We start from the raw sequence: 19,050 nt of genomic DNA, 5'->3' as shown, positions 1-19,050 counted from the left end.
GGCGTGGGCGCGCGGTGCGGCCGGGCGCGCCACCGACGTAGGCGCGCCCAGAGGAAGGCGGGCCTGCCAGCCGGGCGCGCCTGCGCGGAGCGCGCCGTACGGTGGCGCGCTATCGGGGAGGGCGCGCCGTGGCGCGGGCGCGCTCGGCCGGTAGCGGTTGGCGCGCTCCCCGGTGGCGCGCCTGATGATCAGGGCGCGCCATCGGTGGGCAGGCGCGCGCCACTACGTACGGCGAAGCGCGCGCCCAGACGGCGGCTGGAGCGTCCAGGCGCGCGCTTCGACGAGGTGACGTGACGTGATGTGGGGCGCGCCTCTCCTGCCCCCGTGGATCGGTTCAGGCGCGCCGGGCGCGCGTCACATCACGTCACCTCACCCGACGGTCGTCAGGTCGTTGTAGAGCGTCGAGAACATGTCGGCGATCTTCAGCTCCGGCTTGCCCGCGAGCCGGTACGCGTTGGCGATGTCCCGCTCGCCGCGATCCTCCAGCAGACCGATCACCATGGGCCGGTGCTCCAGGACGTGCGAGCGCAGCTTCGTCATCGGCGGCGGTGTCCCCTCCTCCGGTCCGGAGACCGGCTCCAGGAACTCCTGCATCGTCACGCCGAGGATGCGGGACTGGATCTCCGACTCGGTCAGCAGCACCGCCATCACCCTGTTGAGCTTGTTGGCTTGGGCGGGCCGGGGCCGGGGCAGGTCCTGCGGCTGCTCGGCCTCGCTGACGTCCTCGGGCCGCGGCTCGGGCTCGGTCGCCTCGGCCTGCGGGTCCGGGGGCGGCGGTGCCCCCTCGTCGACCGGCGGCTCGGGATCGGCCTGGGGTGTCTCGGCGGTGGCGGGCGCCTCCACGCGGGGCGTGTCCGGCGTCTCCTGCCCGCCCTCGGGCTGCCCTGCACTGCTCTCGGTGGACGACAGCTCGCCGGTCCCGGCGTCGCCGCCCTCCCTCGCTTCGGCCTCCGCGACCTTCTTCGCGAGGTAGTCGAGGGTCCGGGTGATCAGGGCGTCGGCGCTCATCACCCCCCACTTCGACTGGGTGCGCACGGCCTTGAGGGTGCGTCGGCCGTGCTCCTCGCGCACCTCGCGCAGGGCCTGCTCGGGGTCGTTGGGGTGCTTGAGCGCTTCGGCGATCAGGTGTGTCGCCTTCTGCTCGCTCAGGCCGGGGGCGGTGGGCTCGGCGGGCTCGGCCGGTTGGTCGGGCTCCTGCAGCGTGGCGTCGGGCCGCGTCTCGTACATGGCGCGGGACTCCACGGCGTCCTGCAAGCCCATGCGGCGCAGCAGCGCGTCCACGGAGAAGTCTTTGAACCGGCGGGTCTCGCCGGGCTGGAGGTCCATGTGGAGGCTGCGCACCCCGGTGAGCCAGGCTTCGCCGAGTCCGTGGAGGTCGAGGATCGCGTCGACGGCCGCGGGCAGGTTGCGCTCCGCCTTCACCTTGCGCGTGGTGTTCCGCGTCGGCTTGTCGTTCTCGAACGCGGTGACCACCTCGGTGCGGGCCAGCAGCAGAACCGGGCCCTGGTGGCGGCGCAGCAGCCACATGACCTTGCCCCACCTGTCCTTGGCGCGGTTCCACAGGTCGGGGTCGACGACGACCGGTTCGTCGGCTGCCGGCACCCGGCTGCGGTTGCGGTTCGCCTTGATGACGGCGCGGTTGCGGGCGAACATGGCGACTTCGTCGCTGAGCATGTCCCACACGGACGTCACGGAGTCCATGACGAGCATGTTGGGCTTGCCGTCGATGCGGGGCTGGGCGTTGACCCAGCGGATCGCGTCGAGGATGTCTTGGTACGAGCCGTCGTGCTCGACGATCTCGTAGTCGGCGCCGGGCACACGCCCGTAGTAGTCGGCGGTGCCCTCGTTTCCGCCGACTTCGATCCAGTACGTCTTGCCGATCAGGTCGGAGCCGCTGCCCTTGGCGGCTTCGTAGCTCTTGCCGACCTTCTCTTGACCGGTGATCAGGACGAGGGGCGGGTTCGGCAGGCCGGTGGGCTTCCGGCTCTTTCGGGTGCGTTGTGGTGCGATGAGTCCAGCCACGGAACGGGGGCCTTTCAGTTCAGGTCTTCCGGGTCGCTCTCCCGGATGCTGCGCCTGTCAGGCCCTTAGCTTCGCGTCCTGACGTGCGCTGTAATATCTTAGCCTGTCAGGGGCTGGTCTCAACCCTCGCGGAGCAGATCAGACACCGGACTTTCGGCGGCCGGATCGAAGTCCTCGCGGTGCCGCCGGTACCAGGCGTCCAGGTCGCGCGCGTCCCCCTCGGCGCCCTCGTACGCCGATGCCGGCGCCGCCTTCCACTCGGCCACCGCTTCCTCGTACTCGCCCTCGACCGTGCCCGGGTCGCGCCGCTTCAGCGCCTGGCTGATCTCCTCCCACGAGGCGCCGCCCAGGGCCTCGCCGAGCACGACCAGGTCGACGAGCTCGTTCACCATCACCCGCAGATGGCGGGCTGCAGCGATCCGTTCCGCAGGGGTGGCTGTCTCGCTGATGGCGCCAACGCCTTGCCGGGCAAGGTCCGACAGATCACGGTGCGCGCGGGCGGAAGCGAGACGGGCCAGGTTCTCGGGGGTCATGGAAAGGGGTCCGATCGTGACTGCGGCGGGCGCCCCCATGGGAGCGCCCGCCGCGAGTACCGTGCAGGTGCGGAACGTCAGGATGCCTGAGTGGCCCCGCTATTGGCTGCAAGCCCCTCGATGTCGATGCCCGCGCCGCCCTCCTCCAGCTTCTCCGCCTCGTAGCGGGACTCGAAGCGCGGCCCGACGTTCTTGCGGCCGTTCTGCGGCGACTGCCCCAGACGGCGACCGAGCTGAGAGGCGTTCAGGTCGCCGCGCGGCCCGAACCGGTGCCCCTCCCCCGCATCCTTCGCCGCCTTGTAGAGGGCGTACAGCTCCTCCTCGGTGACGACCTCCACGGGCTCAATCTGCGGGGTCTCCTCCGGCGCCGGATGCGGGCGGGGAGTCTCGGCGGGGACGGGGACAGGGTTCGCCGCGGCCTTGACGAGGCTGACCTTCTTCGGGGCGGGCCCGGGGACCTTGGCCGCGGGGCGCGGCTGCGGCGCGGGTTTCCGCGCAGGCGCGGCGGCCTGGACGGGAGCGGGCGCGGCCGCATCGAGCAGCGCGCCGGTCCCGTCTGCGTCGACCCAGTCCGATCCCGCGCCGCGCGCGCGGACGAAACCGGAGATGTGCAGGCCGAAGCTGCCGCCGAGCGGCACCATCGCGGCGACGGCCCCGCCGACGACGTACACGTACTCCTTGTGCGCGTTCATCAGCTCGGGTGCCCCGCCGGTGGCGAACCACTCCGACAGTGCGACCACGCAGTGCCCCACGTTCGCCGCGATCGAGATGCACAGCAGGAACGCGAAGATGCACCACAGCGACCAGTAGTAGCCGCCCTCACGACCGTTGTCTCCGCGCCGGCGGATCGAGGTGACCGCCCCGGCGTTGAACGCCAACAGCAGTTCGAGGGATCCGGCCATGGCGGCGGCCGCGAAGGTGGGGAACCCGATCAGCGTTCCGGCCCAATGGAGCTGGTATAGGGAGGCGAGCATCATTCCGAAGCCCGCGGCCGCGGCTCCGATACGCAGATTGCGGTGCCAATCGCGCAGCTCTCGCTCGCCCTGGGTGATGGCACGGAGGGTAGGCAGCTTCGGCAAGACACGTCCCTTTCGTTCAGGTCTCCCCGAGGGCCTACGCTCGTCGGTCCTCGGGCTGCCCAAACGATATAGGGTCCTCCGCCTCCAGCGCTGCCCCGCATTCCGCCCGACCGGTCAACACGGGGCCGGGCGGGCGGCTTTCACCAGTCGAGAGCCTTCTTGGGGGCGCGCCGGTCGGGGCCGACGACCTTCGCCAGATAGGCGCGGTCCTCGATCCGCGACAGCAGCCGCTCGCCGAGAATGGCGGCGATGCCGTCTCGGCGCAGGTTCGTGGAGAACGCGGTGGGCCGTCCGGCCGCGAGTCGGGAGCCGACCAGGTCGGTGGTCTCGCGGCGCACGAACTCGGTCTGGACGCCGTCCATCTCGCCGCACAGCTCGTCGACGATGAGCAGGTCGGGGTCCAGGACGTGACGCCTGCGGACCGCGTCGGTGCTCAGGTCGTCCGGCGCTCCGTCCGGGCGCCGCCACGCCAGGTAGGTAGAGTGCTGGACGAGCCGCACGAGCAGGCCGCGCTCGGCGGACTCGTTGCCCAGCGCGGCGAGCGACGTCGTCTTACCCGATCCGATGTTGCCCGTCATGATGAAGTGCATCGTCGAGGGGCGGGCCTTCTTCCGCTTCGCCTCCACCAGGGAGTCGAGCCATCCGGCCAGGGAACGCGGCTGCTGGTAGTCGTCGAGGTGCTCGAACCGGAACCGCAGGTAGTCGTCGTACGAGGCGCGCTTCATGCTGTTCGTCCAGGCCAGGGTGCGGGCGTGGGCCTGCGGCACGGACACGTCCTCCCACAGTTCCACGCCCTCGTCGTCCGCAGGTGCGGGAACGCCGAGCTGGGAAAGGTCCGCGCCGCCCCGCTTGAGCGCGGCGAGCAACCTGTCGGTGACCTCGAACAGTTGCTTCGGCTCTCGGCCGGGAACGATGCGCTCGGCTGCCAAGGTGCTCACCGCTCGTTCTCCTTCGTGCTAGGCGGGGTCGATGCCGAACACGGCGTCGTCGGGGGCGTCGGGCGTGGACGTGGGCGGGGCGCCGGGGCCGGGTGTGCCCCAGGTCTCCGCGTCGCTGTACGGGGCGGGACGTCCTCCGTACTGGCTGGGCATGGGCTTGTTGTTTCGCTCGTCGCTCAGCGCCCGCTGGAACTGGTGCGCGGTCGGGAAGTGGATACCGGTGCGCTGGAACGCCTTGGCGATCTGCTGCTTCGTGTATCCGGCCTCTATGGCCTGTTCGCTGAGCTTGAGGAGACCGAAGTACCAGCCGGACTTCTTGGCTCCCGCGTACGGGCCCAGGTGCTTGGTGGCGTGCTCGTAGTACCAGGTGGCGACCTCTTGGGCGGGCGTCTTCTTCTTCGCTTCGCCCTCGGTCGCCTTGTCCTCGGCGGCTGCGTCCGGCGCACTGTCCGTGTTGGCGGCGGCCTTCTTCTTGCGGGCGGACCGGGCGGCGGCCGGCGGCGTCTTCCGTGTCGGCTTCGGCTCCGGCGCTTCCTCCTGGGAGGGCTCGGCGTCGGGCTCCTGCTCCTCCATCTGGCCGGGGGCGAACCCGTCCGAGCCGAGGGTGTTGTCGGGGTAGCGGACTAGGAAGGTGCCGTCTTCCTGTTCGACGACGGGCACGTCGAGCTTCTGCCCGAAGGTGACGTAGTCCTGCGCCCACTGCTTGACGGGGTAGAAGCTGATCGCGGTGCCCATGGCGGTCGTGCCGTCTCGGAATCTTCGGCGTTCGAGCCGGTAGTACCCGGCCGCCGCCAGTTCGTGCAGGACCTTCCTTACGGCGTCGCGGCCCTCACGCTTCTTACCCTTGGACAGTTGCTCGGACCGCATCTGCCAGTCCGCGGGCTTGTTGAGCATGTGGACCAGGAGGCCGAGGGCGCGGTAGCTGATCTTGTCGTCGTTGGCCGTGTCGGACTCGATCGGGACGGTGTAGATCCGCTGGTTGACTCGGGTGCCGTCACGGCGGCTCAGGCGGGTCATGCGGCAGCCTCGCTGTTCGTCGCCGGGGCGAGACGGAAGTGGGTGTGCCACGTGGGGCGCCCCTGGGAGCCCTGCTCGTAGACGCGGCGGGACTCGACCATGCGGGCCTTGCGCAGCGCTGCGAGCGGCGCACGGACCTGGTGGTTGGTCAGGTTGCAGTCTTCGGCGACGTCTTGGACGCGGACCCATTCGCCGTCGCTGCTCAGGACGAGGACGCAGAAGACTTTGAAGGCGCGATCGGAGATGCCGTTGGCAAGTGCCGGTTTGATGGCGATGGCGGTGGACAAGTGCGTGAGTCCTTCGGGAAGGGGGCCCGGCGCCGCCGTGGAGTGCAGCGGCCGGGCCGTGGTGCGACGCGTCGGGGTGGCTACTGCTCGGGGCTCTCGTCGACCTCGGCGCCATGCGGCTCGGCGCCGGGCGGGGCGGGCAGCATGGGCACGCCGCTGAGCAGGCTGTGGAGCTGACCCGAGTGGTACGCGTCGACTACGGCTTCTTTGCCGCCGTCTTTCCAGGTCAAGGAGACGCTGCCGGTGGGCTTACCGCCGGGGATACGGACCATGCCGGGGATGACCTGGCCGGTCAGCTTGTCGACGATCTGGCCGGTCTCCTTGTCGAACTTGGCGCGCTTGATCATCGCCTCACGGAAGGAGGGGCGGGCCTGGATGATGACCTCGGCCTCGCCGCACTCCTCGGCGAACTCGTTGAACTTGTCGTCGTCGGCGACGTCGTACTTGTCTCGGGAGACGCTGACGGTCTGCGTGGCGACGGCGACGCCGTTGACCTTCACGTCGATGGACTTGGTGCCGCGCTCCGGGTCGTCGTACGCGGCGAGGAGCGGGGTCTTGACGGCGGCGATCTTCTTGTCGATCGCGGGCACCACGTGGTCCTTGAACAGCTTCGCGAAGGCCGACAGCAGCGCGACATCCCCCAGGGACATGTCGGGCTGGGGCTGCTCAGCGGCGTCGTGCGACATCGTGGGTCCTTTCTCACCCGAGGGCTCTGCCCAGGGCTTTTCAGGTCGTTTCCTGAGCGGAGCGCAACGGGCGTCACCCATAGGTACGGGCGGAAGATCAGATCCGTTACATCTAGGCTCAGGTAGCTGGGTCGCTCTCCCAGCCGTTGCCGAATAGTACAGCACACGTCACGGCGTGCGTCGAGGGGCAACCCAACTGGCGTCTTCTGCGGCCGCGCACGGAAGAACCGTGCGACACAAACACCTGGCGGCCCCTACGTTCCGCGTGGCCCTGTTCGCTCGGTGACGTCGCCGTACGGGCAGGGCCCCGGGGCGCGTCCCATCCGGAACGAGGACGAGCACCGGCCCGGTGGTGGGCGCGGCCCGGCCATGACGGCATGTCCCGCTTGCGAGGCGGGGCGCCGCGGTTGAAGTCCGCGGGCTCGCAGGCAACGCCCGCCGCCGGCACTCCCTTTGCCGCCGGAAGGACCACCGTGACCGAGACCGTGCACGCGCCCCGCTACACCACCTACGTGCCGCTCACCGACCTCAACCCCGCCCTGGGCAATCCGAAGAAGCACGAGGTCGAGCGAATCATCGAGAGCATCCGCACGCACGGCTTCGTGGACCAGCCCATCGCCGACGAGCGCACCGGCACCATCCTGGGCGGGCACGGCCGCCGCGAGGCCCTGATCGAGATGCAGGCCCGCGGCGAGCAGCTCCCCGCCGGTCTCCTCCTGGACCACGACGGCGGATGGCTCGTGCCCGTGCAGCGCGGGTGGGCCTCGCGCAGCGACGTCGAGGCGAAGGCCCTGAACATCAAGCTCAACTTGATTGGGGCCGACGGTGGTTGGCGGCCGCGCTCCCTGGCCGCGTACCTCGAAGACATCGTCACCGAAGATGCCGCCCTGTACGACTCCCTCGCGATCCCCGACGAGAAGCTGGAGGACCTGCTGCGCCAGGTCGACCCGGAGACGCTGCCCGGCGCCATCAACGAGGACCAGGCCCCCGTGCTGCACCTGCCCGACGACGGCGGTGACGGCGGCCTGGACGACGGCGGGCTCAGCGCCGACGACGAGGGCCGCGCACGACTGATCACCTGCCCTGACTGCGGGCACGCGTTCACGCCCGGACGCTAAGGAGCCTTCCAGTGTCACGTCGCAAGGAGCGCAGGCCCGCCGCGGGCCGCCCTTCTCTGCTGTCCGAGGACGTCGAGGCCCGCATCATCGCTGCATCCCGTACCGGTGTCGCCGTGGAGCTCGCCGCCGAGGCGGCGGGTATCTCGAGCGCCACCTACCGACGGTGGATGGCGCGCGGCCGCGCGGAGATCGAGGCCCGCGAGGAAGGCGCCGACCCCGACCCCGAAGAGGACCCGTACGTCGCCCTGTTCGAGCGCGTCCGTACCGCCCGCGCGATGGCCGCCACCCGCGCCATGGCGAACATCCGCAGGGTCGCCGACGGCGGGATCGTCACCAAAGTCACCACCCGCAAGTTCCGCGACCCGGAGACCGGGCAGATCGTCGAGGAGGTCACCGAGGACCGCACCGCGCCGGACTGGCGCGCGGACGCCTGGTACCTGGAGCGGCAGCACCGCCACCACTACGGCAAGGACGCTGCGCTCGCCATCGAGATCACCGGCATGCGCACCGCGGACACGCCCCGCGAGGAACACGTCGACCTGGACGCGCTCGCTGCGCGCCTCAACGAGTCGTTGTTCGCTGTGCAGTATCCCGACCCTCCCGAGCTGGAGGACGGCAGCGTCGTGGACGCCGAAGTCATCGACTGACCCCTCGGACCGGCCGACGGAACCTGAGCCACGGCGCGACGCTAAGCACCCCTCCCCTGCACGGTGATGCCTCCCCAACCGAGGAGGCATCACCACCATGACCGTCAAGGGCATCGACGTCAGCTCCTATCAGAGCTCCAGCTACTCCACCGCGGGCCTGTCGTTCGTCTTCGTGAAGGCGACCCAGTCGACCAACTACGTCAACCCGAAGATGGCCGCGCAGGCGAAGCGGGCGCGTGACGCCGGCGCCGTCGTCGGCTTCTACCACTTCCAGGTGGCGGGCAACGTCCAGGCGCAGGCGGAGTACTTCGTGGAGCGCTGCGCCAGCAAGGCGGGCGACATCCTGGCCTGCGACTGGGAGACCGATCCGAGCACCGGCAAGCACCCGTCGAACGCCGAGAAGGACGCGTTCATCAAGGCCGTCAAGAAGCTGCGGCCGGACCACAAGGTGGTCCTGTACTGCAACCTCTCGTCGTGGAAGGGCATCGACAAGACGTCGTACGTGGGCGACGGCCTTTGGATCGCGGACCCGAGCGCCCCGGCCGGGAAGCCGCGCGTGACGGCGCAGTGGCTGTTCCACCAGTACGGCATCCAGGGCACCGACGTGAACGTCGCCAACTTCAAGGACAAGGCGGCTCTCAAGGCGTGGGCCACCGGCGACCTCGACACTCCCACCGAGCCGAAGCCCAGCACGCCCAAGCCGACCACGCCGGCACCGAAGCCGAAGCCGCCGTTCCCCGGCGCCTCGTTCTTCGGCCCGGGCAAGAACAACGCGCACATCACCGCCCTGGGCAAGCAGCTCGTGAAGAAGGGCTACGGCAAGCACTACAAGACCGGCCCGGGCCCCAAGTGGACGGACGCCGACCACGACAACGTGCGCGCCTTCCAGCTCTCCCAGGCCCAGCTCAAGGGCGACCCGGACGGCATCCCCGGCCCGCTGACCTGGAAGATCCTGTTCTCCTGACCGTCCGTCCGGCCCGCCGCCGCGGGCCGATCCCTCCCCGAAAGGCCCGCTGTGGCAGGCGAGACCGTCATCACCGTCGTCGGCAACCTGGTCGACGACCCCGAACTCCGCTTCACCCCCTCCGGCGCCGCGGTCGCCAAGTTCCGCGTCGCCTCAACCCCGCGCACCTTCGACCGGCAGACCAACGAGTGGAAGGACGGCGAGAGCCTGTTCCTGACCTGCGCCGTGTGGCGTCAGGCCGCAGAGAACGCCGCCGAGTCCCTGCAGCGCGGCATGCGCGTCATCGTGCAGGGCCGCCTCAAGCAGCGGTCGTACGAGGACCGGGAGGGCGTCAAGCGCACCGTGTACGAGCTGGACGTCGAGGAGGTCGGCGCCAGCCTTAAGAACGCGACCGCGAAGGTCACCAAGTCCTCCGGCGCGGGGTTCTCACGGCCCGCCCAAGGCCAGGCGCCCGCGGGCGACCCGTGGGCGCAGGAGCCGCCGTTCTAGCCCCTCCACGACGAAGCGCCCCGTACGAACCACAAGTGTCCGTAGGGGGCGCTTCGTCGTGTCGTCAGGCTGCGGGCGCCATCCACGAGTTGGGCACGATCAGGAGATCCGATTCCTCGCCGTCCGCTGTGCTGCTCGCCGGGTCGGTGGGCGCGGGGTCCGTGGCCGGGGTCTCCTGGCTCGGGACTTCGACGGGCGGCTGCGTCTCCTGGCCCTCGTCGACGGGGTCCGTCGGCGCTGGGTTCTCCGCGGCCGGGGGCTCCGTTGGGCTCGGATCGGCAGGTTCGTCGACGGAAGGTTCGTCCGGGCCCGGCGCATCGACGGAGGGATCGGAGGGGGCGGCCCCGTCCGGCCCGGGCTTGTCGACGACCGGCTCGTCCGGCTCCGGGGTGGTGGGGTCCGGCTCGTCGACGACCGGCTTGTCCGTCGTCGACGTGTCCGACTCGTCGGCCGCGGGCGTCGGCGTGCTCGCCCCGCTCGTCGACGGGGTCGGCGAAGGGGTGCTCGCACCCGTGGACGTCGTCGCGGTCGTGGGCGGAGCCGGCGTGGTGTTCACGTCCGGCGCGGTGACCGTCACCACCACGTTCGTCGATCCCGCAGGCTCATCCGTGTTCAGGCCCGCCGCAAGAGCGACGATGTCGTCGCTGCTCCCCGCGGCCGACGGTGTCACGGTCTCGTCGAGGCCGAGCACGGCGCGTACTGCCAGGAGGACTGGCTCGTCGTCGTACGACGCCGGCACCGGGACGGTCAGCGACGTCGCGAGCATGGTGTTCAGCTCGTGCTCGTCGACGCCGAGCGTGCCCAGTGTCAGGGCAGCCAGCCGGGGCGGCAGGGGCTGCGCGCCACCCATCACGTGTGTGGCCGCGGGGTTGGCCGATTCCTTGAGCAGGGTGGCGTACTCGTCCAGCCGGTCCTTGTCGGTGCCCCAGAGCACGTAGCGACCCAACTGGGTGAGGTGGTTGTAGGACGCCTGCGAGCCGTCCTGGCGGGCCCACGTCTCGGCGTAGTCCCGGTCCTGGAAGATGCGCAGGCCGAGGCGCTCAGCCCCGTAGGAGAACGTGAAGATGGTGCTGTCGGGGCCGATCGCCGCCTTGGTCGACATCACCATCCCGTCAGCGTCCGTGCACTCGGCTTCCAGCCGTCCGCTCGCCGTGCAGTCGATCTGTCCGGCCTTGGAGAAGTCCAGGAAGTCGTGCGCGGTGAACGGTTTCGGGCCGCTGACGCTGTTCTTGTTACTGACCTCGCTCGTCGCTGAGTCCGGGGCGCTGGCCATCGTCGCCGCGTTCGTGCTGATGTTGGTGAAGTGGCCCAGTGCCCAGCTCCCTGCAAGGGCGGGAACCAGCGCCGCGGCGATGGCCCACTTCTTGCCCCGCCGAGGTCGCATCGCGGCAGCCGGGACCAGCGCCGGCGGCTGCACAGGAGCGGTGGGACGAGTCGGCTCGGCGAGTCCGAGAAGGTCGTCGAAGTCCCCCAGCTCGGCGCAATGCTCGCGCACCAGACGCTCTACCTGCTCCAAAGGCAGCTCAGGCATCACGGTGCTGACTTGCCGAACAGCAGACTCGAACGGTTGCAGAGTCAGGAACAGGTGTCGTTCACCGTTCATGTTGACCAAGCCCACATCCGCCAAGGGCACGTCATCAGCGGTCTCGGCCGGATCCACCACATGAATCTTGATCGGCGGCAATGCGGAAGTCACAGCGTCCCCCCGTCAAACCGGCCGCCAGGTATCGCGCCGCTCAACTCTGCCGGTCCCTCTGCTCACTGTCCTGAAGAATCCGCGCATAGTAGGCAGCGGTCTTCTCGGCACGTTCAGGCGTGATGCTCTCAATGTCCGTCAAGATCGCCTGCCCGCCGCCAGGAAGTTCCACTTCCTCGCGGTGGATCTCGACCTCGTCCAGGCCATCGCCGGTACCGGCATCCTCACGGGCTTCCTGCGGGTTTTGGCCTCGCATGTACTCGCGGAGCATGGCCTCACGGGTGGCTCGTACCCGAGAAGGACTCCGCCGATTGCCAGGACTCAGGGCCCCAGCGGCAGCCACCATGGAACGAGTTTCCTCATCATGGGGCGTCGGCCCGCCGTCCAGTGCGCGCTCCAGGCGCTCGCTCTCATCGCGTCGCGACATGCGCCGTAGCCTCTCCAGTTCGAACACGCGTTCCCAAAACTTTGCCTCTGCTCACGGCAACCGTCAGCAGACTCTCGACGAGCTGAGCAGAGGACTCCCCCGAGGGCATGACCGTTGCCAGCTTGCGCAGCGCCCTCAAGGTCAAGGTACGCACCGCGCCGTCCGTTTTCCCCATAATCTCAGCTGTACGCGCGGGAGTTTCCCCGTCGAAGAAGCGCAGGATCAGGACTTGCCTCTGCTCGGGGCGCAGCTTATTCAGTCGGGTCGCAACAGCTTCAGCCAAGGCCCGCATCTCTGCGTACTCCTCCGGACCCCGTCCGACGCGCGGACGGTCCAGTTCGAGGTGATCCGCGTAGAGGACTTCGGATGGGCGAGCCTGCATCGATCGCAGGTAGTCCAGTGCACGGTTCTTCGTGATCGTGCGCAGCCAAGCGTGGAAACTGGTGCCAGGACGGTACTTCCCAATGTTGCGTGCGACCTTCAGCCAGACCTCTTGGCACAGATCCTCCGCGACATGCACGTCCCGAACGTAGAAGCGGATCCAGTTGGACACCTTGTCGTTGAGCTCGTCGTACAGCGCTGCGATGGCATCCGCCCCATCCGCGCCCCCTGCTGCCGCACGTGCGGCCAGAACATCCAGAACGTCTGACACGGCGTAGTAACCCCCCATAGGCCGGATTCATGCAGATCCCCAGAACGCCGCCGACGGGTCGGCACACCCCAACTCCCCACTGGACGGCCAGATTCCGTCGCGACGTCGAGGCAGCATAACCGGCGATTTGCCGACTTGATCGAACGGGCTAGCGATACCGGTGACGCGTCCTGTGCTATATCGTCGCCGCACGCCGGGAGAGCGACCCGGCACGACCACAAAGGACCCTCCAGGCATGTCACCGCGAGCAAGTGCCACCGACCGCACCCTCATGCAGCTCCCCTTGAACCAGTGGGTCACCGTCCAGGCCGCCGCCCAAAGCGCCCGGATCGATCACCAAGCGATCCTGGGGATCGTCCGTGCGGGCCGCCGCCGAGGCGTGCTCCGCACCCGCCTGACCGGATCCGAGCAACAGGTCATGCGCATCTACCCGGCCCCCCGCCGCCCCGCGCGCGCCACGTAGCACTGCTCGCTCACAGCCCTCGCCTGGCCGGCCGCCTGATCGCTGCGATCCACAGGACGATCACTCAGGCCGCGGCCAAAGGTGTAACAGATCTTGTCGAGGCCCGTACTAACCAGTGCCGGACCGTACGTATCCGGCTCCGTCCGGCCGTATTAGTCCGCCGGGGGACCTCAACGAGTGGACAGGGACGACGACTATGCCTCGCGGTGGCTCCAATGTGCTCCTGAGCTTCGAGACGATCGCCGAGCGGATGGAACTCACTAAGCGCACGCTCCTCGAAAACTACCGAAGCTGGGAAATCCCGGTAGTGCGCGTAAGCGACCGCATCTTGCGGGTCCGAGAGCGCGATTTCGAGGCGTGGATCGACGCCCGCACGGAGTGAATTCCGCTTTCCCTGCGACGAGTTTTCCCGGCCTTACCGGGGCCTGCCCCAAGCGCCACCGCGGCACATCCGACGGCTTGACCGGTCACGGCAGCTCGTACGTACAGTCCCTGTCCCTGGCCAGGGAGACCCGAACCCATCGAGCGTGAGAGGCGTCCGTGGCCCGCAAGCCCACCGTCTACAAGCGATGCGACTGCCCCGACCAGAACAGGCCCAAGAAGTCTGGCTGTCACCACAGCTGGTCGTACAACCGCACCACCGATACCGGAAACCGCACGCGGGCGACGATCCCAGAGTCGATCGGCCTCACTCAGGCCCAAGCCCAAGCAATCCTCGACGGCATGAGCCCGGGCTCCGGGCCCGACCCCGTCGAGAAGAACCTCACCTTCCGACAGTGGGCAGAGGATTGGCTCACCCGCCGCCGCGCGAAAGAGACCAGCGTCCAGAGATACGAATCGGCTGTTCGCCTACATCTCAACCCGCGCTGGGGCTCACAACGCCTACGAACCATCAAGAAGGCCCAGGTCGAATCATGGGTCCTGGAGATGGAGGCGAACGAGCAACTCGCCAACTCGACCGGCGACGGGCACTGGAAGGTATTCAAGATGATCATCAAGGATGCTCATCTGAACGGCCAGATCCCCAGCAACCCCACCTATGGCGTCGACGGGCCCTACGTAGGCGACACGACCTTCTACGTCTTCAGCCCCGACGAGTGCTGGGCGATCTACGACGCCTTCCCGGCGCTCTACAGGCCCCTTCCGATGCTCGGGTATTCCTGCGGCGTCCGGCAAGCAGAGGCATTCGCCGTCTGCGACGACGCCATCGACAGCAAGAAGAAGCTGCTCACCGTCCACCGCCAGGTCCTGAAGATCAAGGAGCTGAGGTATCGGCCCACGATCGTCGATCGGCTGAAGACCAGTCCCCGCCTCAACACCAAGACCGTGCCGACACCCCAGCATCTGCTGGACGCCTTGGGCGAGCACGCCGAGCGATTCCCCCTGCAGCCTGAGCCGAACGTGTTGTGGGAGCACAAGAAGACCATCGCCGACTGCAAGCGCGGACTGGTACTCCCCCACTTTCGGGCCCGCCGCAACAACCTCATCTGCCGGCACCACTTCAACGAGAGTGTGTGGAAGCCCACACTGACCAAGCTCGGCATCAAGGACGAGAACGGGGACCTGCCGACCTTTCACGACCTCCGGCACACGTTCATCTCCACCTGCCTGCAGAACGGGATCCCCGAGCACACCGTGGCCGCGTGGGTCGGCGACTCCGTCGAGGAGCTGCGCCGCACCTACAGCCATCTACTGCGGGACCATGCCGATACCCACGGAGCTACCGCCGCGGCGCTCACGGCCCGTCCCGCAGCCGCGCCCCGAGCGGCCTGAGAGCACGGCGCGGCACGACCGTAGAGCACCCCCACAAGCGGGGCCCAGACCAATCCCGGTCTGGGCCCCGCTGTCGTTGCGCCGACAATCCCTGCTGGCCACCGCTCGGGCCCGCTGCATGCCCTCGCATCAGGCCGAACACGGCGGCGCGATCCGAACGACTTCTTCAACGTCTCGTAGGGCGCAACCAGCCCGGCCGCCTGGCCCTCACCAAGAGGTCACTCGAAGAGGTATTGGCCACGTAGGGCTACGTATCGACTCGATCGGTGCCACGAAGGCTGCACGACGTTCCTGGCCAGGGCGATGCTGGGGGAAGATTCGCTGGTGAGAGGGGCCACGACACATCCTGTGCCACGGCTACATTCGTGGCTACGTACGTAGCCGTGGACCCCCGTATGTACCCGTACGGACCGGGGCGATCGCACGCGCCGATCGGCACCAAAAAAGGGCCCCTGACCAGCAGATTCGCTGATCAAAAGCCCCTGGTGGCTACGGAACCGGTCAGTACCCCCCGTTCTGTTCCGTATCCTGTGCCCGCCCATTCCCAGTACGTTCGCCGGAATGCCCTCCGACCAGCTCTTCCGTGAGCAGTCCGAGCACGCTCCGTACACTCTCCCTACGGATTTCCGCCCGGTCGCCGTTCAACCGCAGCTCGAGCACTTTGCGGCTACCAGCGAAATTCCGTGCGAGTGGGGAACTGTCCGTTTCGGACTCGGTCGGGCCCGCCAGGGCGACGAAGACGGTGCCCACCGGCTGCCCGTCCTGCGGCTCGGGGCCGGCGACGCCGGTCGTGGCGATCCCCCAGTCCGCGCCGAGCGCGTCGCGCACTCCGGACGCCATCTGCAGCGCGACATCGGGGTGGACGGGCCCGCGCGCGGCGAGCAGCCCCTCGTCCACAGCGAGCAGCTTGTGCTTGAGCTCGGAGGCGTACGCGGTGACAGAGCCGCGGAAGGCCTTCGAGGCCCCCGGTACGGAGACCAGCTCCGCGGCCACGAGGCCACCGGTCAGCGACTCGGCGACGGCAAGGGTCTCCCCTCGCTCCACCAACAGCCGCAGCGCCTCGGCAGCCCCGTACGTCACTTCTCGGCCGCCTCCGAAGGTGCCGGACCGGAAGCCGCCTGACCGGCCGCGGCCTGGGAGAGGGCCGCGGCGGCCTGCGCCTCCGCCATCCCCGCGCGGCGCAGCACGACCGCCTGTCGTACGTAGTCGAGCCCGGTCACCACCGTGAGCACGACGGCGACCGCCATGACCCAGAACCGGAACGTCGCGAGCGGCCCGGTGAGCGCGAGCACGTACATGCCCACGGCCGTGCCCTGCGCGAGTGTCTTCATCTTGCCGCCGCGGCTGGCCGGGATGACGCCGTACCGGATCACCACGAAGCGCAGCAGTGTGATCCCGAGCTCCCGCCCGAGAATCACCCCGGTGACCCACCAGGGCAGGTCACCGAGCGACGACAGACAGATCAGCGCCGCGCCCATGATCGCCTTGTCGGCGATGGGGTCGGCGATCTTCCCGAAGTCGGTGACCAGGTTGTACGTACGGGCCAGATGTCCGTCGAAGACGTCCGTGATCATGGCGACGGCGAACGCCGCCCAGGCCCAGGCCCGCATGACCGGGTCGTACCCGCCGTCGGCGAGCAGCAGCATCACGAAACCCGGCACGAGCAGCAGCCGGATCATGGTCAGGATGTTGGCGATGTTCCACAGGCTGGCCTGATTCACGGCCGCAGCGCCCAGCTTGCCGCCGGGCGCCGGCCTACCGGTGCCACCCGCGGCGGATGCCGGCACTCCGGTCATCTGCCCGCCTCCTCAGCAACGTCGAGCGGCTCGGCGACGAGGTCCACACCCTCGGTGCCGACCACCTTTGCCACGACCATACGGCCGACGCTCAGACCTTCGCCGCTCGTGAGCCGCACCTGGCCGTCCGTCTCCGGGGCCTGGTGCGCGCCGCGCCCGAGGACACCGTCCTCGTCGTCCACCGACTCGACGAGGACCTCCACGGTCTCGCCCAGGCGCCCCTCCGCCCGCTGGGACACGAGCTGCTCGGCAAGGCGCGACACGCGCGCGAGCCGCTCGGCGACGACGTCCTCGTCGAGCTTGTTCTCGTACGTGGCCGCTTCCGTGCCCTCCTCGTCGGAGTAGCCGAAGACACCGATGGCGTCCAGCCGCGCGCCGTTCAGGAACCGCTCCAGCTCGGCGAAGTCGGCCTCGGACTCACCGGGGAAGCCCACGATGAAGTTCGACCGGACACCGGCCTGCGGCGCCTTGCTCCGAATGGTGTCGAGCAGCTCCAGGAAGCGGTCGGTGTCGCCGAAGCGGCGCATCGCGCGCAGCACGCCGGGCGCCGAGTGCTGGAAGGAGAGATCGAAGTACGGGGCGACCTTCTCGGTCCCCGTCAGGACGTCGATGAGCCCGGGCCGCATCTCGGCGGGCTGCAGGTAGCTGACGCGGATCCGCTCGATCCCGTCGACGGCGGCCAGCTCGGGCAGCAGCGTCTCCAGGAGGCGGATGTCGCCGAGGTCCTTGCCGTACGAGGTGTTGTTCTCGGAGACGAGCATGACCTCCTTGACGCCCTGCTCGGCGAGCCAGCGCGTCTCACCGAGGACGTCGGAGGGCCGCCGCGAGATGAAGGAGCCGCGGAACGACGGAATCGCGCAGAACGAGCAGCGCCGGTCGCAGCCGGAGGCCAGCTTCACGGAGGCCACGGGCGCCCCGTCGAGCCGGCGCCGCAGCGGGGCGCGCGGCCCGGACGCGGGCGCGACGCCCTCGGGCAGCTCGGTCAGGTCCACCGGCGCGTGCCCGGGCAGCGCGATCCCGGCGCCCGCCTCCTGGCGCTCGGCCGGGCTGATGGGCAGCAGCTGGCGCCGGTCGCGCGGGGCGTGGGCCTCGACGTTGCCACCGGACAGGATCGTCTGCAGACGGCTGGAGATGTCCTCGTAGTCGTCGAAGCCGAGCACACCGTCGGCCTCGGGGAGGGCGTCGGCGAGCTCCTTGCCGTACCGCTCGGCCATGCAGCCCACGGCCACGACGGCCTGGGTTCTGCCATGGCCCTTGAGGTCATTGGCTTCGAGCAGGGCGTCGACGGAGTCCTTCTTGGCGGCCTCTACGAAGCCACAGGTGTTCACGACGGCGACATCGGCGGCTTCGGCGTCCTCGACGAGCTCCCAGCCGTCCGCCTCCAAGCGGCCTGCGAGCTCCTCCGAGTCCACCTCGTTACGAGCGCAGCCAAGGGTGACAAGTGCGACGGTACGGCGTTCGGGCATGGACTCAAGACTACTTTGTTCCACTGACAGCCCTCGCCGCGAGGGTTACCGAAGGATCGCCGAGGTCAGCGGTCAGCCGACTTCGGGGTCGCCCTTCGTGTACGTGAGGCGCTCGACCTGGCCCGGCTGGAACTCGTCCTCGATCTGCTTTCCGTTCACGAAGAGCTGGACGGCACCGGCGTCACCGAGGACCACATCGACCTTCTGGTTGTCCTGGAAGGTCTTCGACTGACCCTGTTCGAGTACTCCGTCGAACAGCAGCCGTCCGTTGTGGTCCTTCGCGGAGATCCAGCTGCGCCCGTCCGCCGCGCTGATCTTCACGGTGACCTTGTCGCGCGGGGCGGCCGCGATCGCGCTGTCGGAGGGGTTCGGCTTCGGGTCGGCCGGCTTCTTGGTGCTGGGCTTCGGCTTGGGGCTGGCGGGCTTGCTGGTGCTGGGCGTCGCACCCTCGGCGGCCTGCTGCTTGTCGCCGTCGTCGCCGCTGAAGGCGGTGTAGCCCACGAAGGCGATGACAGCGACGATCGCGGCGACCATGGCCGCCGTCCAGTTGGGCCGACGGGGCTCGGAGCGGATCCGCTCGGCCTCGAACAGCGGGGTCGCGGGCGTCGGCGCGGGCTGTCCGCCGTGCTCGGCACCGAACTGGGCGAGCAACGGCTCGGGATCGATACCGACGGCACGCGCCAGGGTGCGGATGTGGCCACGTGCGTACACGTCGCCGCCACAGCGCGAGAAGTCGTCCTGTTCGATAGCGTGCACGATCGGGATGCGCACCCGGGTCGACTGGCTGACCTCGTCGACGGTGAGACCGGCGTCGATGCGTGCCTGCTGAAGGGCATGACCGATCGACGGCCGATCGTTGTCCGCGTGCGGGATGCGGTCTTCCGAAGGGCGGTCGTCTTCAGGGGAGTTGCCGATGGACACGAGGGCGCCTTTCGAGCGTGTAGCCACCTGCTGGAGGTTCAGTCTAGGGGGGGTGCGAAAGGGTGGGGCAACCGGG

General features: G+C 69.1%; 19 protein-coding genes and 3 pseudogenes. 8 read left to right on the top strand and 14 right to left on the bottom strand.

The features are described from left to right. Positions 1-369: 369 nt before the first annotated feature. From B072_RS45860 to B072_RS0140780, 7 genes are all read right to left on the bottom strand, one after another. The gene (locus tag B072_RS45860) at positions 370-2,022 is read right to left on the bottom strand and encodes a hypothetical protein (protein ID WP_018535781.1); all 1,653 of its coding nucleotides are present in this window, start codon (positions 2,020-2,022) and stop codon (positions 370-372) included. A 119-nt stretch (positions 2,023-2,141) separates the two neighbouring features. Further along, positions 2,142-2,414, bottom strand: coding sequence for a hypothetical protein (locus tag B072_RS0140805; protein WP_018535780.1), 273 nt, complete (start codon positions 2,412-2,414; stop codon positions 2,142-2,144). A gap of 218 nt (positions 2,415-2,632) precedes the next feature. Continuing rightward, positions 2,633-3,634, bottom strand: a complete 1,002-nt coding sequence (locus tag B072_RS45170) for a hypothetical protein (protein ID WP_018535779.1) — start codon at positions 3,632-3,634, stop codon at positions 2,633-2,635. A 140-nt stretch (positions 3,635-3,774) separates the two neighbouring features. Next, positions 3,775-4,572 (bottom strand): ATP-binding protein, encoded by a 798-nt coding sequence (locus tag B072_RS0140795; protein WP_018535778.1) that lies wholly within the window; start codon positions 4,570-4,572, stop codon positions 3,775-3,777. An 18-nt stretch (positions 4,573-4,590) separates the two neighbouring features. Next, positions 4,591-5,589, bottom strand: coding sequence for a hypothetical protein (locus tag B072_RS0140790; protein WP_026246861.1), 999 nt, complete (start codon positions 5,587-5,589; stop codon positions 4,591-4,593). Next, a complete protein-coding gene (locus tag B072_RS0140785) occupies positions 5,586-5,876 on the bottom strand; it encodes an Rrf2 family transcriptional regulator (protein WP_018535777.1) in 291 nt (96 codons plus the stop codon). The genes B072_RS0140790 and B072_RS0140785 overlap by 4 nt, the downstream gene beginning before the upstream one ends. A gap of 80 nt (positions 5,877-5,956) precedes the next feature. Continuing rightward, on the bottom strand, positions 5,957-6,562 hold the full coding sequence (locus B072_RS0140780; RefSeq protein ID WP_018535776.1) for a hypothetical protein: 606 nt from the start codon (positions 6,560-6,562) through the stop codon (positions 5,957-5,959). Between the two features lie 473 nt (positions 6,563-7,035). On the opposite strand from B072_RS0140780, the gene B072_RS48495 reads away from it, so the two are divergent. The 5 genes and pseudogenes from B072_RS48495 to B072_RS0140760 all read left to right on the top strand — a co-directional run. Next, on the top strand, positions 7,036-7,680 hold the full coding sequence (locus B072_RS48495) for a ParB N-terminal domain-containing protein (protein ID WP_018535775.1): 645 nt from the start codon (positions 7,036-7,038) through the stop codon (positions 7,678-7,680). An 11-nt stretch (positions 7,681-7,691) separates the two neighbouring features. Continuing rightward, positions 7,692-8,327, top strand: a complete 636-nt coding sequence (locus tag B072_RS0140770; protein WP_018535774.1) for a hypothetical protein — start codon at positions 7,692-7,694, stop codon at positions 8,325-8,327. 97 nt (positions 8,328-8,424) lie between these two features. Next, positions 8,425-8,979 (top strand): annotated as a pseudogene (locus B072_RS49545) (glycoside hydrolase family 25 protein); the annotation flags it as partial. Between the two features lie 93 nt (positions 8,980-9,072). Then, a pseudogene (locus B072_RS49540) lies at positions 9,073-9,291 on the top strand (peptidoglycan-binding protein); the annotation flags it as partial. Between the two features lie 51 nt (positions 9,292-9,342). Then, positions 9,343-9,703, top strand: a pseudogene (locus B072_RS0140760) (single-stranded DNA-binding protein); the annotation flags it as partial. Positions 9,704-9,844: 141 nt separating this feature from the next. Here B072_RS0140760 and B072_RS45855 read toward each other — a convergent pair. From B072_RS45855 to B072_RS0140745, 3 genes are all read right to left on the bottom strand, one after another. Further along, positions 9,845-11,311 carry a hypothetical protein gene (locus tag B072_RS45855; protein WP_158689304.1) on the bottom strand — a complete coding sequence of 489 codons (1,467 nt, stop codon included), beginning with the start codon at positions 11,309-11,311 and terminating at the stop codon, positions 9,845-9,847. 205 nt (positions 11,312-11,516) lie between these two features. Beyond that, positions 11,517-11,747: a hypothetical protein gene (locus tag B072_RS0140750; RefSeq protein WP_018535771.1), complete on the bottom strand. Its 231-nt coding sequence runs from the start codon at positions 11,745-11,747 to the stop codon at positions 11,517-11,519. Between the two features lie 139 nt (positions 11,748-11,886). Further along, positions 11,887-12,555, bottom strand: a complete 669-nt coding sequence (locus B072_RS0140745; RefSeq protein WP_158689303.1) for an RNA polymerase sigma factor — start codon at positions 12,553-12,555, stop codon at positions 11,887-11,889. 235 nt (positions 12,556-12,790) lie between these two features. Between B072_RS0140745 and B072_RS0140740 the strand changes: the two genes are divergently transcribed. The 3 genes from B072_RS0140740 to B072_RS0140730 all read left to right on the top strand — a co-directional run bounded on the left by B072_RS0140740 (position 12,791) and on the right by B072_RS0140730 (position 14,791). After that, on the top strand, positions 12,791-13,018 hold the full coding sequence (locus tag B072_RS0140740) for a hypothetical protein (RefSeq protein WP_018535769.1): 228 nt from the start codon (positions 12,791-12,793) through the stop codon (positions 13,016-13,018). Positions 13,019-13,235: 217 nt separating this feature from the next. Then, positions 13,236-13,400: a hypothetical protein gene (locus tag B072_RS48490; RefSeq protein ID WP_018535768.1), complete on the top strand. Its 165-nt coding sequence runs from the start codon at positions 13,236-13,238 to the stop codon at positions 13,398-13,400. 158 nt (positions 13,401-13,558) lie between these two features. Next, positions 13,559-14,791, top strand: coding sequence for a tyrosine-type recombinase/integrase (locus tag B072_RS0140730; protein ID WP_158689302.1), 1,233 nt, complete (start codon positions 13,559-13,561; stop codon positions 14,789-14,791). A 501-nt stretch (positions 14,792-15,292) separates the two neighbouring features. Here the strand turns inward: B072_RS0140730 and B072_RS0140725 are convergent. From B072_RS0140725 to B072_RS0140710, 4 genes are all read right to left on the bottom strand, one after another. Next, complete coding sequence (locus B072_RS0140725; protein ID WP_018535766.1) at positions 15,293-15,871, bottom strand: CinA family protein; 579 nt, start codon at positions 15,869-15,871, stop codon at positions 15,293-15,295. Then, complete coding sequence (pgsA, locus tag B072_RS0140720) at positions 15,868-16,587, bottom strand: CDP-diacylglycerol--glycerol-3-phosphate 3-phosphatidyltransferase (protein WP_018535765.1); 720 nt, start codon at positions 16,585-16,587, stop codon at positions 15,868-15,870. The genes B072_RS0140725 and pgsA overlap by 4 nt, the downstream gene beginning before the upstream one ends. Further along, positions 16,584-18,053, bottom strand: a complete 1,470-nt coding sequence (gene rimO, locus B072_RS0140715; protein ID WP_026246860.1) for a 30S ribosomal protein S12 methylthiotransferase RimO — start codon at positions 18,051-18,053, stop codon at positions 16,584-16,586. The genes pgsA and rimO overlap by 4 nt, the downstream gene beginning before the upstream one ends. Before the next feature lie 72 nt (positions 18,054-18,125). Then, complete coding sequence (locus tag B072_RS0140710; RefSeq protein ID WP_018535763.1) at positions 18,126-18,974, bottom strand: helix-turn-helix domain-containing protein; 849 nt, start codon at positions 18,972-18,974, stop codon at positions 18,126-18,128. Between the last annotated feature and the right edge of the window lie 76 nt (positions 18,975-19,050).

This window comes from Streptomyces sp. HmicA12, from assembly GCF_000373565.1.
Classification (GTDB): Bacteria; Actinomycetota; Actinomycetes; order Streptomycetales; family Streptomycetaceae; genus Streptomyces.
The sequence above is the reverse complement of the archived record's forward strand: the minus strand, read 5'-3'. Positions and strand labels throughout refer to the sequence as shown.